This is a genomic window from Streptomyces sp. PA03-3a (assembly GCF_033792735.1).
Lineage (GTDB): Bacteria > Actinomycetota > Actinomycetes > Streptomycetales > Streptomycetaceae > Actinacidiphila.
Genome location: NZ_JARAVM010000053.1, coordinates 1 through 15,033, shown reverse-complemented (window position 1 = coordinate 15,033; position 15,033 = coordinate 1). Strand labels below are relative to the sequence as shown.

The 15,033-nt window shown below is 71.7% G+C and carries 15 protein-coding genes; 10 read left to right on the top strand and 5 right to left on the bottom strand.

Annotation, left to right across the window (positions count from 1 at the left end):
* The first annotated feature begins 134 nt into the window (after nucleotides 1-134).
* From PV342_RS37530 to ilvD, 3 genes are all read left to right on the top strand, one after another.
* Nucleotides 135-938, top strand: a complete 804-nt coding sequence (locus tag PV342_RS37530) for a sugar phosphate isomerase/epimerase family protein (RefSeq protein WP_361013149.1) — start codon at nucleotides 135-137, stop codon at nucleotides 936-938.
* A complete protein-coding gene (locus tag PV342_RS37525; protein ID WP_433422601.1) occupies nucleotides 938-1,573 on the top strand; it encodes a TetR/AcrR family transcriptional regulator in 636 nt (211 codons plus the stop codon). The genes PV342_RS37530 and PV342_RS37525 overlap by 1 nt, the downstream gene beginning before the upstream one ends.
* Nucleotides 1,574-1,744: 171 nt before the next feature.
* The gene (gene ilvD, locus PV342_RS37520) at nucleotides 1,745-3,598 is read left to right on the top strand and encodes a dihydroxy-acid dehydratase (RefSeq protein ID WP_400805739.1); all 1,854 of its coding nucleotides are present in this window, start codon (nucleotides 1,745-1,747) and stop codon (nucleotides 3,596-3,598) included.
* Between the two features lie 58 nt (nucleotides 3,599-3,656).
* Here ilvD and PV342_RS37515 read toward each other — a convergent pair whose 3' ends face one another.
* On the bottom strand, nucleotides 3,657-5,837 hold the full coding sequence (locus tag PV342_RS37515) for a serine/threonine-protein kinase (protein ID WP_400805737.1): 2,181 nt from the start codon (nucleotides 5,835-5,837) through the stop codon (nucleotides 3,657-3,659).
* A 123-nt stretch (nucleotides 5,838-5,960) separates the two neighbouring features.
* On the opposite strand from PV342_RS37515, the gene PV342_RS37510 reads away from it, so the two are divergent.
* From PV342_RS37510 to PV342_RS37495, 4 genes are all read left to right on the top strand, one after another.
* Nucleotides 5,961-6,281 carry an SH3 domain-containing protein gene (locus PV342_RS37510; RefSeq protein WP_400805735.1) on the top strand — a complete coding sequence of 107 codons (321 nt, stop codon included), beginning with the start codon at nucleotides 5,961-5,963 and terminating at the stop codon, nucleotides 6,279-6,281.
* Between the two features lie 130 nt (nucleotides 6,282-6,411).
* Nucleotides 6,412-6,792 carry a hypothetical protein gene (locus PV342_RS37505; protein WP_018559533.1) on the top strand — a complete coding sequence of 127 codons (381 nt, stop codon included), beginning with the start codon at nucleotides 6,412-6,414 and terminating at the stop codon, nucleotides 6,790-6,792.
* A gap of 52 nt (nucleotides 6,793-6,844) precedes the next feature.
* Nucleotides 6,845-7,198, top strand: a complete 354-nt coding sequence (locus tag PV342_RS37500) for an SH3 domain-containing protein (protein ID WP_500320616.1) — start codon at nucleotides 6,845-6,847, stop codon at nucleotides 7,196-7,198.
* Between the two features lie 52 nt (nucleotides 7,199-7,250).
* The gene (locus tag PV342_RS37495; RefSeq protein ID WP_500320615.1) at nucleotides 7,251-8,039 is read left to right on the top strand and encodes a class I SAM-dependent methyltransferase; all 789 of its coding nucleotides are present in this window, start codon (nucleotides 7,251-7,253) and stop codon (nucleotides 8,037-8,039) included.
* Here the strand turns inward: PV342_RS37495 and PV342_RS37490 are convergent.
* The 3 genes from PV342_RS37490 to PV342_RS37480 form a co-directional block, all read right to left on the bottom strand.
* Nucleotides 8,036-8,473 (bottom strand): hypothetical protein, encoded by a 438-nt coding sequence (locus PV342_RS37490; protein ID WP_361013125.1) that lies wholly within the window; start codon nucleotides 8,471-8,473, stop codon nucleotides 8,036-8,038. The two genes, PV342_RS37495 and PV342_RS37490, sit on opposite strands and share 4 nt — an antisense overlap.
* Nucleotides 8,474-8,615: 142 nt before the next feature.
* On the bottom strand, nucleotides 8,616-10,106 hold the full coding sequence (locus PV342_RS37485) for a SulP family inorganic anion transporter (protein ID WP_361013123.1): 1,491 nt from the start codon (nucleotides 10,104-10,106) through the stop codon (nucleotides 8,616-8,618).
* A gap of 323 nt (nucleotides 10,107-10,429) precedes the next feature.
* A complete protein-coding gene (locus PV342_RS37480) occupies nucleotides 10,430-10,783 on the bottom strand; it encodes a hypothetical protein (protein WP_500320614.1) in 354 nt (117 codons plus the stop codon).
* A gap of 200 nt (nucleotides 10,784-10,983) precedes the next feature.
* Between PV342_RS37480 and PV342_RS37475 the strand changes: the two genes are divergently transcribed.
* The 3 genes from PV342_RS37475 to proC all read left to right on the top strand — a co-directional run bounded on the left by PV342_RS37475 (nucleotide 10,984) and on the right by proC (nucleotide 13,382).
* Nucleotides 10,984-11,772 (top strand): ABC transporter ATP-binding protein, encoded by a 789-nt coding sequence (locus PV342_RS37475; protein WP_500320612.1) that lies wholly within the window; start codon nucleotides 10,984-10,986, stop codon nucleotides 11,770-11,772.
* Nucleotides 11,769-12,506 carry an ABC transporter permease gene (locus PV342_RS37470; RefSeq protein ID WP_361013115.1) on the top strand — a complete coding sequence of 246 codons (738 nt, stop codon included), beginning with the start codon at nucleotides 11,769-11,771 and terminating at the stop codon, nucleotides 12,504-12,506. The genes PV342_RS37475 and PV342_RS37470 overlap by 4 nt, the downstream gene beginning before the upstream one ends.
* Nucleotides 12,507-12,572: 66 nt before the next feature.
* A complete protein-coding gene (gene proC / locus PV342_RS37465; protein ID WP_326573002.1) occupies nucleotides 12,573-13,382 on the top strand; it encodes a pyrroline-5-carboxylate reductase in 810 nt (269 codons plus the stop codon).
* A gap of 44 nt (nucleotides 13,383-13,426) precedes the next feature.
* Here the strand turns inward: proC and trpS are convergent, their stop codons facing one another.
* On the bottom strand, nucleotides 13,427-14,425 hold the full coding sequence (gene trpS, locus PV342_RS37460) for a tryptophan--tRNA ligase (protein ID WP_500320609.1): 999 nt from the start codon (nucleotides 14,423-14,425) through the stop codon (nucleotides 13,427-13,429).
* Nucleotides 14,426-15,033 lie beyond the last annotated feature (608 nt).

Here is a 15,033-nt window from a genome sequence, read left to right as displayed (position 1 = left end):
GCCGTGCGGCCGGTGCGCCACCCGCGTGTCGATCGCGTCACGTCGGCCGGGTGCGGTGTGCCGCTCGGCCGACCGGCCGCCGTACGCTGTTCCCCGTGGCAGCCCCTGACCCTGTGGACCCGAACGGACACACCGTGCGCGTACCGGACGCGAAGGTCGCGCTGTCCACGGCCTCGGTCTACCCCGAGTCCACCGCGACGGCCTTCGAGATCGCGGCCCGGCTGGGCTACGACGGCGTCGAGGTGATGGTGTGGACCGACCCGGTCAGCCAGGACATCGAGGCCCTGCGCCGGCTGTCGGACTACCACGCCATCCCGATCCTGGCGGTGCACGCGCCCTGCCTGCTGATCACCCAGCGGGTCTGGTCGACCGACCCGTGGGTGAAGCTGCAACGGGCCCAGGCGGCGGCGGAGAAGCTGGGCGCCTCGACCGTGGTCGTCCACCCGCCGTTCCGCTGGCAGCGCAGCTACGCGCGGGAGTTCGTGGCCGGCATCTGGCGGATGGCCGACGAGACCGACGTCCGGTTCGCGGTCGAGAACATGTACCCGTGGCGCTACCGCGACCGGGAGATGCTCGCCTACGCGCCCGACTGGGACCCCACCACGGACGACTACCGGCACTTCACCATCGACCTGTCGCACACCGCCACGGCCAGGACCGAGACGCTGGAGATGCTCGACCGCATGGGCGACCGGCTCGGCCACGTCCACCTGGCCGACGGCAGCGGCTCCGGCAAGGACGAGCACCTGGTGCCCGGACGCGGCAAGCAGCCCTGCGCCGAGGTGCTGGAGGGCCTGGCCTCGCGCGGCTTCGACGGCCATGTGGTCATCGAGGTCAACACCCGGCGCGCGATGTCGGCCGCCGAGCGCGAGGCGGACCTCGCCGAAGCGCTGGCCTTCACCCGGCTGCACCTGGCCGCGGCCGCGCGGGTGCGCTGATGGCCCAGGAAGGCGGCGGCACCGGCAAGCGCGGCCGCGGCCGCCCCGCCGGGAGCCGCTCGGGCACCCCCGAGACCCGCGACCGGATCCTCGCCGCGGCCCGCGAGGAGTTCTCCGCCCGCGGCTACGACAAGACCTCGATCCGCTCCATCGCCAAGTCCGCGGGCGTGGACTCCTCGCTGGTGCACCACTACTTCGGGGCGAAGGAGCAGATCTTCGCCGCGTCCATCGAGCTGAGCTTCGAGCCCGCCTTCGGCGTTCCCGACGTCCTCGCGGCCGGCCCCGAGGGCGTCGGCGAGCGGCTGGCCCGCTTCTTCGTCGCCATCTGGGAGAACCCGGTCTCCCGGGCCCCCATGCTGGCGATCCTCCGCTCCGCCGTGACGAACGACACCGCCGCGAGCGTGCTGCGCGGGATCGTCCTGCGGCGGCTGCTGGAGCGGGTCGCCTCGGAGCTGAAGGTCCCCGAGCCCCGGCTCCGCGCGGAACTCGCGGGCGCCCAGATGATCGGCATCGCGATGATGCGCTACGTCATCAGGATCGAGCCGCTGGCGTCGGCGGACCTGGAGGAGGTCGTCGCCCTCGTCGCGCCGACGCTCCAGCGCTACCTGACCGATCCCGGACCCGTCACGGGCTGAGCCGGCACCACGGCGAACGGGCCGACAAGAGGAAGAGCACCCCGTCGCGACCGGGCCCGGAGTCTCATCCACACCGTGGACTCGCCGTCCGCAATACGGACACACCGCCGTGCGCCACGACCGGAGGCGTACGCTCGAAAGCTCCGGATGGAAACGTAGGGAGTGGTCCCCGTGCCCGAGCTGAGGTCCCGCACAGTCACCCACGGCCGCAACATGGCGGGCGCCCGTGCCCTCATGCGGGCCTCGGGCGTAGCGAGCGAGGACATCGGCAAGCCGATCATCGCGGTGGCCAACAGCTTCACGGAGTTCGTGCCCGGGCACACCCACCTCCAGCCCGTCGGCCGCATCGTCAGCGACGCGATCAAGGCCGCGGGTGCCGTGCCGCGCGAGTTCAACACGATCGCCGTCGACGACGGCATCGCCATGGGCCACGGCGGCATGCTCTACTCGCTGCCCTCCCGCGACCTGATCGCCGACTCCGTCGAGTACATGGTCGAGGCGCACTGCGCCGACGCGCTGATCTGCATCTCCAACTGCGACAAGATCACCCCGGGCATGCTGATGGCCGCCCTGCGCCTCAACATCCCCACCGTCTTCGTCTCCGGCGGCCCCATGGAGGCCGGCCGCGCCACCCTCGTCGACGGCACGGTGCGCACCCTCGACCTGATCGACGCGATCGCCGACGCCGTCAACGACAAGGTCTCCGACGAGGACATCCTCCGCATCGAGGAGAACGCCTGTCCCACCTGTGGCTCGTGTTCTGGCATGTTCACCGCCAACTCGATGAACTGCCTCACCGAGGCGATGGGCCTGTCCCTGCCCGGCAACGGCTCGGTCCTGGCCACGCACACGGCCCGCAAGGCGCTGTACGAGGACGCCGGCCGTACCGTCGTCGACCTCACCCGGCGCTACTACGAGCAGGACGACGAGTCCGTGCTGCCGCGCTCCATCGCCACCTTCGACGCGTTCGAGAACGCCATGGCCCTCGACATCGCCATGGGCGGCTCCACCAACACGATCCTCCACCTGCTCGCCGCGGCCCAGGAGGCCGGCGTCCCCTTCGGCCTGACCGACATCGACGCCGTCTCGCGCCGTGTGCCGTGCCTCGCCAAGGTCGCGCCCAACGTCGCGAAGAACCGCACGTACTACATGGAGGACGTGCACCGCGCCGGCGGCATCCCCGCCCTGCTGGGCGAGCTCCACCGCGGCGGCCTGCTCAACGAGGACGTCCACGCGGTCCACTCCCCGTCGCTGGCCGACTGGCTCAAGACCTGGGACGTCCGCGGCGGCTCCCCCTCCGCCGAGGCCGAGGAACTCTGGCACGCCGCCCCCGGCTGCGTCCGCTCCGCCGAGGCCTTCTCCCAGTCCGAGCGCTGGGAGGCCCTGGACACCGACGCCGCGGAGGGCTGCATCCGCTCCGTCGAGCACGCCTACTCCAAGGACGGCGGCCTGGCCGTGCTGCACGGCAACCTCGCCGTCGACGGTTGCGTGGTGAAGACCGCGGGCGTGGACGAGTCCATCTGGACCTTCGAGGGCCCGGCCGTGGTCTGCGAGTCCCAGGAGGAGGCCGTCGACAAGATCCTCCGCAAGGAGATCACGGAGGGCGACGTGGTCGTCATCCGCTACGAGGGCCCCAAGGGCGGCCCCGGCATGCAGGAGATGCTCTACCCCACCTCGTTCCTCAAGGGCCGCGGCCTCGGCAAGAGCTGCGCCCTGATCACCGACGGCCGCTTCTCGGGAGGCACCTCAGGCCTCTCCATCGGCCACGCCTCGCCCGAGGCGGCGTCCGGCGGCACGATCGCCCTCGTCGAGGACGGCGACCGCATCCGCATCGACATCCCCGGCCGCAGCATCGAACTCCTCGTCCCCGAGGAGGATCTGGCCGCCCGCCGCACCGCCCTCGGCGGCACCTACGCCCCCAAGGCCCGCGACCGCAAGGTCTCCCTGGCCCTCAAGGCCTACGCCGCGATGGCCACCAGCGCCGACAAGGGCGCCGTCCGCGACGTCTCCAAGCTCGAGCGCTGACCCCGGGACACCCGGGCCCCTCGTCTTTCCCCTGGACCCCTTCCGCCGATCCCCGTGATCACCAGCGGGAGGGGTCCTCGGCGTCCACGGCGAACACGCTGCCGTCGGGCGCGGTCGCGAACACCTTCCCGTCGGCGACGAGAGGGGAGGGCGGGGACTCGGTGTTGCCGGGCCCGTCGCCCAGGCGGGGTTTCGTCTGCCCGAGGAACACGCCCCGCTCGGTGTCGACGGCAAGCAGCCGTCCGTCGCTGGAGGAGAGGTACAGACGGTCTCCCACGACGACGGGCCGGGAGCCGTCGCTGACCGAGGTCTCCAGTCGCCAGGACCGGGCCCGCGCCTCGGACCCGCCCGAACCACCGGTGTCGACGGCCAGCAACGTGCCGCCGTACCCCAGTACGTACACCGCGTCATCGCGGACCACCGCCTGTGCGGCGTCCAGCGGTTTGGCGAGGGGGAAACGCCTGGTCGTGCCGTCGCGCAGGTCCAGTCGGAGAACGGCGTCGGTACGGGAGTACGCGTCGGAGGAGGCGAGGTAGACACCGGAAGCGGAAGCCCCGACGACGTCGAGGTCCCCGTCGAGGCGGTGCTGCCCCGACAGCTTTCCGTCGGCCGGGTCCACCGAGCTCACCAAGGTGTGCTTTCCGTCGCCCGACACCTCGGTGGCATAAGCGGTTGCGGAGCCCTGGAGCGTCGTGAAGACCGGCAGCGAATGACCATGCAGCTTCTTGTGCCACCGCTCTGTGCCGGTCCGGCCGTCGACGGCGGTCACCGAACCGTCGCGCCCCACGAGCAGCACCGAATCGGCGGCATCGTAGAAGGCACCGTAGGCGGCGGAGATGTCGAGTGCCCAGATCGACTTGCCGTCGGCCGGGTCCAGGCCTTCGAGACGCTTCCCACCGCGGGTGACCACGCGCAGGACCCCGTGGTCGAGAACGGGAGGGTGGGACGACTTCCGTACGTCGTCCACGCCGGGATCGCCGTGGACGGACCACTGCAGGAGTCCGTTGCGCGGGTCGACCTTCGCCGCGTTTACGCCCCGCTGGGAGCAGAACAGGAAGTGCGTCGCATACGTGCAGCCTGCCAGCGCGTTCTCCGTCGTACCGCCGAGCAGGGAAGTGGACCAGGGCTGAAATCCCACGGAGGAAGCGGTGCTTGCCGTGTGACGGGCATCGCCGAAGGGGCTGCCGTAAACCTGGATCGCGGTGACGCCTCCGGCGATCAGCAGCGCCGACGTCGCCGCCACCGCGGCGATCCGGCTCATGCCGCGCCCACCGCTGCCCGAGCTCCTACGGGACGGGGATTCCCCGGCGCTCCGTGATTCCTCGGAGGCGGCCCGGCGCTGCGCGGGGATGAGACCTTCGGTGTCGAGCCTTTCGACGTCGAAGGCGCTGAAGGTCTGTGTGTCGTAGGAGGCCGAGATCGTCCTGAGCTCGGTCATCAGCGCGTCCGGTGTGGGCCGGTCATCGGGGTCCTTGGCGAGGCAACGCCGGATGAGCGGGAGCAGATCCGCGGGTATGCCCGTCAATTCGGGCTCGTCGTGGACCACCTGGTACGCCACGATGTACGGGCTGTCGGAGTCGAAGGGGCTGCGCCCGGTGGCGGCGTGCACCAGGACGCTCGCCATCGCGAAGACATCGGCTGCCGGGCCCACCGACCGGGGTCGCCGGAACTGTTCGGGAGCCATGAACGGAGGGGTCCCGATGAGCTTGCCCGTCTCGGTGCGCAGTTCGCTGTCCGAGGGGCGGGAGATGCCGAAGTCGATCACCTTCGGACCGTCGGCGGCCAGCAGCACGTTGCTCGGCTTGAGATCCCGGTGGACGACGCCCGCTCGGTGAATATCGCGCAAGGCCTCGGCGAGGCCCGCCATCAGATAGCGCACCTGGGCCGGTGCCACCGGACCGTTCCGCTTCACGAAAGCCGCCAGTGTCGGCCCGGGTATGTACAGCGTGGCCATCCACGGCCGCTCGGCCTCGGGATCGGCGTCGACGACGGGCGCGGTGAAGGCCCCGCTCACGAGGCGGGCGGCGGTGACCTCCTGCCGGAAACGCGCCCTGAACTCGGCGTCCTTCGCGAACTCCTCATGCACGACCTTCACGGCCAGGCGCATGCCTGAGGTGGAGCGCGACAGGTGGACCACGCCCATGCCGCCGGAGCCGAGCCGGCCCTCGAGCCGGTACTGCCCCGCGTATTCCGGATGTTCCGCTTCCGGGTCGGTCCCGGTTCTCCGCACTGGCGGCATGGCCCACCCCCGTGTGTTCGTCCACAGCCGCAACTCGGTGAGCCTAGTGGATCCTCGTAACGACGACGGCTCGAATTGCTAGCCTGCACTTGACAGAGCGTGAATCTGCACGGGGGAGAACCAGTGGCCGAGAAGAGCCTTGACGAACCGGCGGCCGAGCAGGACGAGAAGGCCGTGGCCGCCGCCGACGTTTCCTTGGTGTACTACTCCGTTGCGCCCGGTACGCGGCTCAACGTCCGTAGCGGTCCGGGCACCAGCTACCAGATCGTCAAAATCCTGCCGTACGACCAGAAGGTGCCGATCTTCTGCCAGACGCCGGGTACGAGCGTGAGCGGCTACTACGGCACCTCGAACATCTGGGACCGGATCGGTCCCAACCAGTACGTCTCTGACGCGTACGTGCACACCGGCAGCGACGGGTACGTCGCCGGACGCTGCGTCTGACACGGGATCGCGGGCCGGGAACGGTCACGCCTCCTCGCATCTCATGCACCATGCACCGCCGGGCTCCGTGGCTTGCCAGGGGGCCCTCGGCGTGTGCGTCCACAAGTGGTCCGTCCATCGGAGGAATGCGTTGAGCGAGAACAAGGACAAGAGCAGGCGCGCGGTACTCGCCTCCGGCGTGGCGGTGCTGACCGGGGCGGCGCTCCCGGTGCTCGGCGGCGCTGGGGATGCCGCGGCGGCCCCGGCTTCGGCGTCGAGCGATCTCATCTACTACTCGGTCGCGCCGGACGTGCGTCTCAATGTCCGCTCCGGGCCTGGCAGCAACTATCACATCGTCAAGGTCCTCCCCTATGACGCCAAGGTGCCCCTCTTCTGCCAGACCCCCGGTACGACGGAGAGCGGCTACTACGGCACCTCGAACATCTGGGACTGCATCGGCACCAACCAGTACGTCTCCGACACCTACGTGCACACCGGCCGCGACGGGTACGTCACGTCGCGCTGCAGCTGACGCGGCGGCATCTCGCCGCGATGTCCTGGATCGGTACTGCGGGAGGAACGCGTTGAGCAACAGCAGGCGCGCGGCGCTCGTGACGGGAGCGGCCGCGATGGCCGGTGCGGTCCTCCTCGTTCTGGGAGGCGCCGCCGAAGCCGTGGCGGCCCCGAATCTCGTGTACTACCCGGCAGCCCCCGGGGTGCGCGTCAACGTGCGCAGCGGCCCGGGCACCAGTTTCCAGCTCCTGAGGACCCTGCCCTACGACCAGAAGATGCCGATCTTCTGCCAGACGCCGGGTGAGACGGTGAGCGGCTACTACGGCACGTCGAACATCTGGGACCGGATCGGACCGGACCAGTACGTGGCCGACGTCAACATCCTGACCGGCAGCGACGGTTACGTCGCCCCGCGCTGCACCTGACCGAGCCCGCACGGTGGGTCGCGCCCGTGTCCCACGGGGAAGAACAACCCCCATGACCACACAGCCGGCCCACCGCGTGCTCGCCCGGTCCTTCGACACCGTTGCCGCGCAGTACGCCGCGGCCCGCCCCGGTTACCCCGGAGAGGTGTTCGACGCCGTCGAGGAGATCGGCGGCCGGTCCTTCGCCGGGGCCGCGGTCCTGGACGTGGGGGCCGGGACGGGGATCGCCACGGCGCTGATGCGGGCGCGCGGGGCGCACGTGACGGCCGTGGAGCCCGGGGCGGGGATGGCGGCGCAACTGCGGGCGGGTCAGCCCGAAGTGGCGCTGGTGCGCGCGGACGGGGACGCGCTGCCGTTCGCGTCCGGGGTGGCGGACTTCGTGACGTACGCCCAGGCCTGGCACTGGACGGACCCGGCGAAGTCCTCCCCCGAGGCGGCGCGGGTGCTGCGCCCGGGCGGCGCGCTCGCGCTGTGGTGGAACGTGCCGGACACCGGGGTCGCCTGGGTGCGGGAGCAGGAGGAGCGGCTGGCCCGGGCGGTGCCCCGCTACCACGAGAACGGCCTGACGGGCACGGCGCAGGACATCCTCCGCTCGCTCGGCTCCCGTCTGGGGATGCGCACCGAGACCCGCGTCCTGCGCTGGTCGCGCACCGTCCCGCTGGACACGCACCTCACGATGCTGGGCAGCCGCTCCTACTTCGCCGTGCTCGCCCCTGACACCGCCCGCCGCATCCTCGCCGACGAGCGGCGCGCGCTGCTCGCGCTCTTCCCGGACGGGCAGGTGGCCGAGCCGTACAAGGTCGACCTGACGGTGGCGGTGAAGAGGACCGGCGGACGCTAGCCGGCCCGCCGCCTCCCCGCCACGGAGCCGACCACGCCGACCACGCCCGCGACGAGGACCCCTCGCCACAGGCCGTCCCAGAGGCTGCCGAAGAAGCCCTCCGAGGTCAGGATCTGGCGCACCACGACGTCGGTGACGAGCAGCATCCCGGCCGGCACCAGTGCGACGCGCCAGGGGTGGGCGGCCGCCCAGCGGCGTATGCGGCGGTCGGCGCGCGGGCCGCGGCCGGTCACCGCGCCGGCGCCACCGACGAGGAAGAAGAGCATCAGCGCGACGGACACGGCGCCCGCGACGACGCCGAGCCCGAAGTCTCCGCCCAGGGCGGAGGCGGCGAGGGACACCCCGCCGCCGATCGCGCCGACGGCCGCCGCCGGACGCCACGGCCCGAGGGTGGCCGAGGCCACCGCGAGCTGCCGCTTCTCGGCTCCGGTCACGTCCCGGGATCCATCGGTAGAACGCCTCATATGGCCACGGTCACTCCGCTTCGTCCCCGAAGCCATAGGGGATGACCCTGAGACGGCCCGGAACCGTGCGTCAGGGGCGTCGCCCCCTCCCGCCCGGTCCCGGGCCGCCGCGTCACACCGGTGCGCCCTGCACCCGGACCGGCGTCACCCCCTCCTCGTTGTGCCGCTCGGCCCAGCCGAGCAGAGCCATGCCGCAGGCGTGGTCGAGGTGCCGCAGCCGGCGCAGGTCCAGCTCCATCGGGCGGTCGCGGGGCAGTGCCTCCAGCTGTTCCAGCAGCTTGGGCAGCCGCAGGAAGGTGGCGTTGCCCAGAACGCGGACGACGATCGGGCCCTCACCCTTGTCGTGGATCTCCACATGGGTCTGCGAGGTCTCCCAGGCCGCCTTGACCACGGCCGTGAGCAGCCCGATGAGCACGCCCTCGAACATGTTGGTGACCACGATGCCCGTCGCGGTCACGATCAGGACGACGGCCTCGCCCCGGTGCTCGCGCCACAGCGGAACGATCTCCTTCACCGGTACGAGCTTCCAGCCGGCGTGCACCAGCACGCCCGCCAGCGCGGCGACCGGGATCACCCCGAGCGCGGCGGGGAGCAGCGCGGCGAACAGCAGCAGCCACACGCCGTGCAGCACACGTGCCGCCTTCGTACGGGCACCCGCCTGCACATTGGCGGCGCTGCGCACGATGACCGCGGTCATCGGCAGGGCCCCGAGCGCCCCGCAGACGGCGTTGCCCGTGCCCTGTGCGATGAGTTCCCTGTCGTAGTCGGTGCGCGGCCCGTCGTGCAGCCGGTCCACCGCGGCGGCGCTGAACAGGCTCTCGGCGGATGCGATCAGGGTGAAGGCCAGCACGGTCCCGATCATGGACAGGCTCGCCAGCCCCGCGAACTGCTCGGCGCCGGGCGGCTGGACGACGTCGAGCAGCCCCGCCACCTCGACGCGCTCGACCGGCAGGTCGAACAGCACGACCGCGCCCGTGGCGAGCGCGACCGCCGCCAACTGCCCCGGCAGCAGCCGCGCCGCGCGCGGGATGCGGGGCCACAGGACGAGCACCGCGATGGTGCCCGCGCCGACGGCGAGCGCGGTGAGCGCCGTGGGGGAGACGACGGTGCCCGCGACCAGTCCGGGTAATCCGGCGATCTTCGCCGGGCCGCCGGCCGGTGCCGCGGTGTCGGTCAGGGCGTAGACCTGTCCGGCGATCAGCACCAGGCCGATGCCGGCCAGCATGCCCTGGACGACGGCGACGGAGATGGCCCGGAACCAGCGGCCGAGCCGGAGCACGCCCATGGCGAGCTGCAGCGCGCCGGCGCAGAGCACGAGCACGCCCAGCGAGGGCAGCCCGAACTCCTCGACCGCCTCATAGACAAGGACGGTCAGCCCGGCGGCCGGGCCGGACACCTGGAGGCTGCTGCCGGGGAGTATGCCGGTCACGATGCCGCCGACGATGCCGGTGACCAGACCGAGTTCGGCCGGCACCCCGGAGGCGACGGCCACGCCCACGCACAGCGGCAGGGCGACGAGGAAGACGACGAGGGAGGCGGTGACGTCGGCGCGCAGCGACTGCGGACGGGGCAGTCGCGACGCGGCGCTGATGAGGCGGCTCACCGGGCGGGGGTGGGGGTGAGGGAGCCGCGGACGGGCCGCGGGGGCCGGACGGCTGGTGGGGGGAAGGAGGAACAGGAGGTGGGGGATGGGGGGATGAAGGTCTTCACGCGGGTGTCCTCCATTGCGCCCCGGCGCCGGCGTGGGCGGGGGCGTACGTGGTCGTGCGGTGTGGGGGGTCGGTCTCCCGGATCGCGGGCGCCGCGTACGAGTGCATGTGCGTGCACGTGGACGCGCGGGCGCCGGCGAGGACCCGGGCCGGGGTAGGGCCCGGGCCGCGGGCGACGACCGCGGTCAGGAGGGGGGAGCAGGCGGCAGGCCGTGCCTCAGCAGCGGAACGCGCCGTGGGCGACCGGTAGTTCTCCTGATCTGGAGAGGGGTACGGCCTGCCGGGCGGTCCGCGGCGCCGTCACGGCGGCGGACACCTGGGCGTCGTCCACCGGAACCGTCTCGTCGGTTCCGGTGGCGCCCCGCGGAGCGGATGCCGGGGCCGGGACGCTCACCGTCCCGGGCAGCACCAGGCGTATGCCGTTGCTCCCGTGCCTCCGTGCGAGGCAGTTGCGGGTCTCGGGCTCCGCGCGAGCCACCGTCGTGCCCGTGCCGCGGCCGGAGGAGGCGGGAACGGGCTCGGCGGCGGCGCAGCCTATCGCCGCGAACAGGGAGAGCAGCAGTGCCGCCATGACGGCGACAGCACGCGCAACTCCCTTGGCCGATACCACAGGTGCCCCCGTTCGGATGCGTAGCCGCCCTTCATTTTGCGCAGACAGCCACTCCATTTTGCAAGCTCTTTAAGTAAACGGAGCGTAAATGATTCGTCACTCAAACGGATACATCTGCCGCTTCTTGACGTCCCGACAGGTCCCGGAGCACTATTCACCGCATGATGAATAAAGCCGAGGAGCCCCGGGAACCGGGCCCCGGATCCGCCGTGCACACCTCCGGGCTCACCGTCGTCCGCGGTGGCCGCACCGTCCTGGACGCCCTGGAGTTCACCGTCCCCCGAGGCGAGATCACCGGCCTGCTGGGCCCCAGCGGCTGCGGCAAGTCGACCCTCATGCGCGCCGTCGTCGGCACCCAGGCGGCCATCACCGGCACCCTCGACGTCCTCGGCCTGCCCGCCGGCCACCGCGACCTGCGCCCCCGCGTCGGCTACGTGACCCAGGCCGCCTCCGTCTACCTCGACCTGACCGTCCGCCAGAACCTCGCGTACTTCGCCGCCGTCCTCGGCGGCGACGCCCCCGGACACGTCGAACGCGCCATCGCCGACGTCGACCTGACCTCCCACGCCACCGCCCTCGCCGGCAACCTCTCCGGCGGACAGCTGGGCCGCGTCTCCCTCGCCGTGGCGCTGCTCGGCACCCCCGAACTGCTCGTGCTCGACGAACCCACCGTCGGCCTCGACCCCGTCCTGCGCCGCGACCTGTGGGAGCTCTTCCACCGCCTCGCCGCCGAACGGGGCGCGACCCTCCTCGTCTCCAGCCACGTCATGGACGAGGCCGAGCGCTGCCACCGGCTCCTCCTGATGCGCGAGGGGCGCATCCTCGCCCAGGGCGCCCCCGACGCGCTCCGCGCGCGCACCGGCGCCCCCACCGTCGAGGACGCCTTCCTCCGCCTCGTCGACGAGGCCGCCGGAAAGCTCCCCCACCAGGCCGAGGAGAACGTCCGATGAGCACGCGCCGCACCCTCGCCACCGCCCGCCGCGTACTGCTGCAACTGCGTCACGACCCGCGCACCATCGCCCTGATGGTCGTCGTGCCCTGCGTCCTGCTGACCCTGCTGTCCTGGGTGTACGACGCCAGCCCGCGCACCTTCGACACCGTCGGCGCCTCGCTGCTGGGCATCTTCCCGCTCATCACGATGTTCCTGGTCACCTCCATCGCGACGCTGCGCGAACGCACCTCCGGCACCCTGGAGCGCCTGCTGTCCATGCCGCTCGGCAAGGGCGACCTGCTCGCCGGGTACGCCCTCGCCTTCGGCGCCGTCGCCGTCGTCCAGGCGGCCCTCGCCACCGGGCTCGCCGTCCTCGCGCTCGGCCTCGACGTCACCGGCTCCGCCTGGCTGCTGCTCGTGGTCGCCCTCGCCGACGCCTGCCTCGGCACCGCCCTCGGACTCTTCGTCAGCGCCTTCGCCACCAGCGAGTTCCAGGCCGTGCAGTTCATGCCCGCCGTGCTGCTCCCGCAGATCCTGCTCTGCGGACTGCTCATGCCGCGCGACCGGATGCAGCCCGTGCTGGAGGCCATCTCCAACGTGCTGCCGATGTCGTACGCCGTCGACGGCATGCAGCAGGTGCTCACCCACACCGGCGTCACCGGTGACTTCGTCCGCGACCTCGCCGTCGTCGCCGGCAGCGCCGCCCTCGCCCTCGCCCTCGGCGCGGCCACGCTCCGCCGCCGTACGGCCTGATCCCCGCGGGTGACCGCACCGTGGACGGCACGGCCTCCGGGCCGTCCACGGTGCGAGGATGGCCCCATGACGCAGAAAGTCGCGGTGCTCGGCACCGGCAAGATCGGTGAGGCCCTGCTGTCGGGCATGCTCCGTGCCGGCTGGAAGCCGGAGAACCTGCTGGTGACCGCGCGCCGCCCGGCCCGCGCCCAGGAGCTGCACGCCCGCCACGGCGTCGAGTCGGTCTCCAACGAGGAGGCGGCCAAGACCGCCGACACCCTCATCCTCGCCGTCAAGCCCCAGGACATGTCCGCCCTCCTGGAGGAGCTCGCCCCGCACGTCGCCGCCGACCGGCTGATCATCAGCGCCGCGGCCGGCGTCCCGACGTCGTTCTTCGAGGAGCGCCTCGCGGACGGCATCGCGGTCGTCCGCGTCATGCCCAACACCCCGGTCCTGGTCGACGAGGGCATGTCCGTCATCTCCGCCGGCAGCCACGCAGCCGAGGAGCACCTGCTGCGCACCGAGGAGATCTTCCAGCCGGTCGGCAAGACCCTGCGCATCCCCGAGTACCAGCAGGACGCCGCCACCGCCCTGTCCGGCTCCGGACCCGCGTACTTCTACTACCTGGTCGAGGCCATGACCGACGCCGGCATCCTCCTCGGCCTGCCGCGCGCCCAGGCCCACGACCTGATCGTGCAGTCCGCGATCGGCGCCGCCGTGATGCTGCGCGACAGCGGCGAGCACCCCGTCAAGCTCCGCGAGGCCGTCACCTCACCCGCCGGCACCACCATCAACGCCATCCGGGAACTGGAGAAGCACGGCGTGCGCCACGCCCTGATCGCCGCCCTGGAGGCCGCCCGCGACCGCAGCCGCGAGCTGGCCTCCGGCAACGGCTGACCGACCGCCGGCCGAAGCGGCGTCCCGCCGCCGCCGGCACGTCCTCAGCCCGGCGGCAGCAGCCCGATCGCCCGGTAGGCCGCGTCGACCGTCGGGCGGGCCAGGGCCCGCGCCCGCTCGGCACCTTCCCTGAGCACCCCGTCCACGTACCCGGGATCGGCCACCAGCTCCGCATGCCGTTCCCGCAACGGCCGCAGCTCCTCCACCACCGCCTCGGCGGCGTCCTTCTTCAAGGCGCCGTACGAGTCGTACCCCGCCGCGAGGTCCTGCGGCGCCCGCCCGGTGCACGCGGCCAGGATCTCCAGCAGGTTGGCCACCCCGGGCCGCTCCTGCGGGTCGTACTCCACGTCCCGCCCGCTGTCCGTCACCGCCCGCAGTACCTTCCTGCGGACGACCTCCGGCTCGTCGAGGAGGTAGACGATCCCCGGACCGGTGTCCTCGGACTTCCCCATCTTCGAACCCGGGTCCTGCAGGTTCATCACCCGCGCCGCCACCTGCGGCAGCACCGCCCGGGGGACGGTGAACACGGGCCCGTACCGGTGGTTGAACCGCGCCGCCAGATCCCTGGTCAGCTCGACGTGCTGCGCCTGGTCGTCCCCGACGGGCACCTCGTCCGCCCCGTACGCCAGGATGTCCGCCGCCATCAGCACGGGGTACGTCAGCAGGGACAGCCGCAGACTGCCGCCGCGCCGCTGCTCCCTGGCCGCCTTCTCCTTGTACTGCACCATCCGCCGCATCTCCCCGTCCATGGCGGTGCATTCGAGGAGGTACGCCAGCCGGGTGTGCTCGTCCACATGGCTCTGCACGAAGAGCGTGCAGACCCGCGGGTCGAGGCCGGCCGCCAGCAGGAGCGTCGCCGCCTGCCGGCTCAGCCGCCGTACGCGGGCCGGATCGTGCTCGACGGTGAGCGCGTGCAGGTCCACGACGCAGAAGAGCGACTCGGCCCGGTGCTGGTCCACAGCCGCCCACTGCCGCACGGCGCCCAGGTAGTTGCCCAGGGTCAGGTGCCCCGTCGGCTTGATCCCGCTGAAGACCCTCGTCATCGGTGTTCCTTCCGGCTGTGGGTCGCCGCGGTCGGCGGGCCGGGAGCAGAAACACCTACGGCCGCCGAAGCGGCGGCCGTTGGGTGCATGCGCTGGGTGGTCGGCCGCCGTCAGGCGGCCCACCACAGGTACGAGTGCGCATGCTCGGTCATGGCTCGAAGGTAACGCGCAAACCTGTTGACGGCCACAGGTTTGAAGCACCGTGGGGCGTGGTGTAGTGTTCTCTAGCTGCCTCGGACGGGTTCACCTTTCCAACGGCGGCCACTCAAGCCGCCCGGCGGCAAACCACTACCGCACGATCTCCCCTCGGGGACGATTTCGGCATGCCGAAATCGAACCGAATGGCTCGATTATGAACCGCCGGGGAAATCCGCTAACGTAGTGGACACGCCGGAAGGCGCGAAACAAAAACCCCGCTCCAACAGGGGGCCGGAAACGAAGAGCGGAAACGCGAAACGGATCTGGTAAGGTTGGAGACAACGAAGGGAAAGCCCGGAGGGGCCGGTGAAACGGTCTCGAAGGAAGCTTCCGTTCCTTGAGAACTCAACAGCGTGCCAAAAGTCAACGCCAGATATGTTGATACCCCGTCCATCTCGGACGAGGTTCCT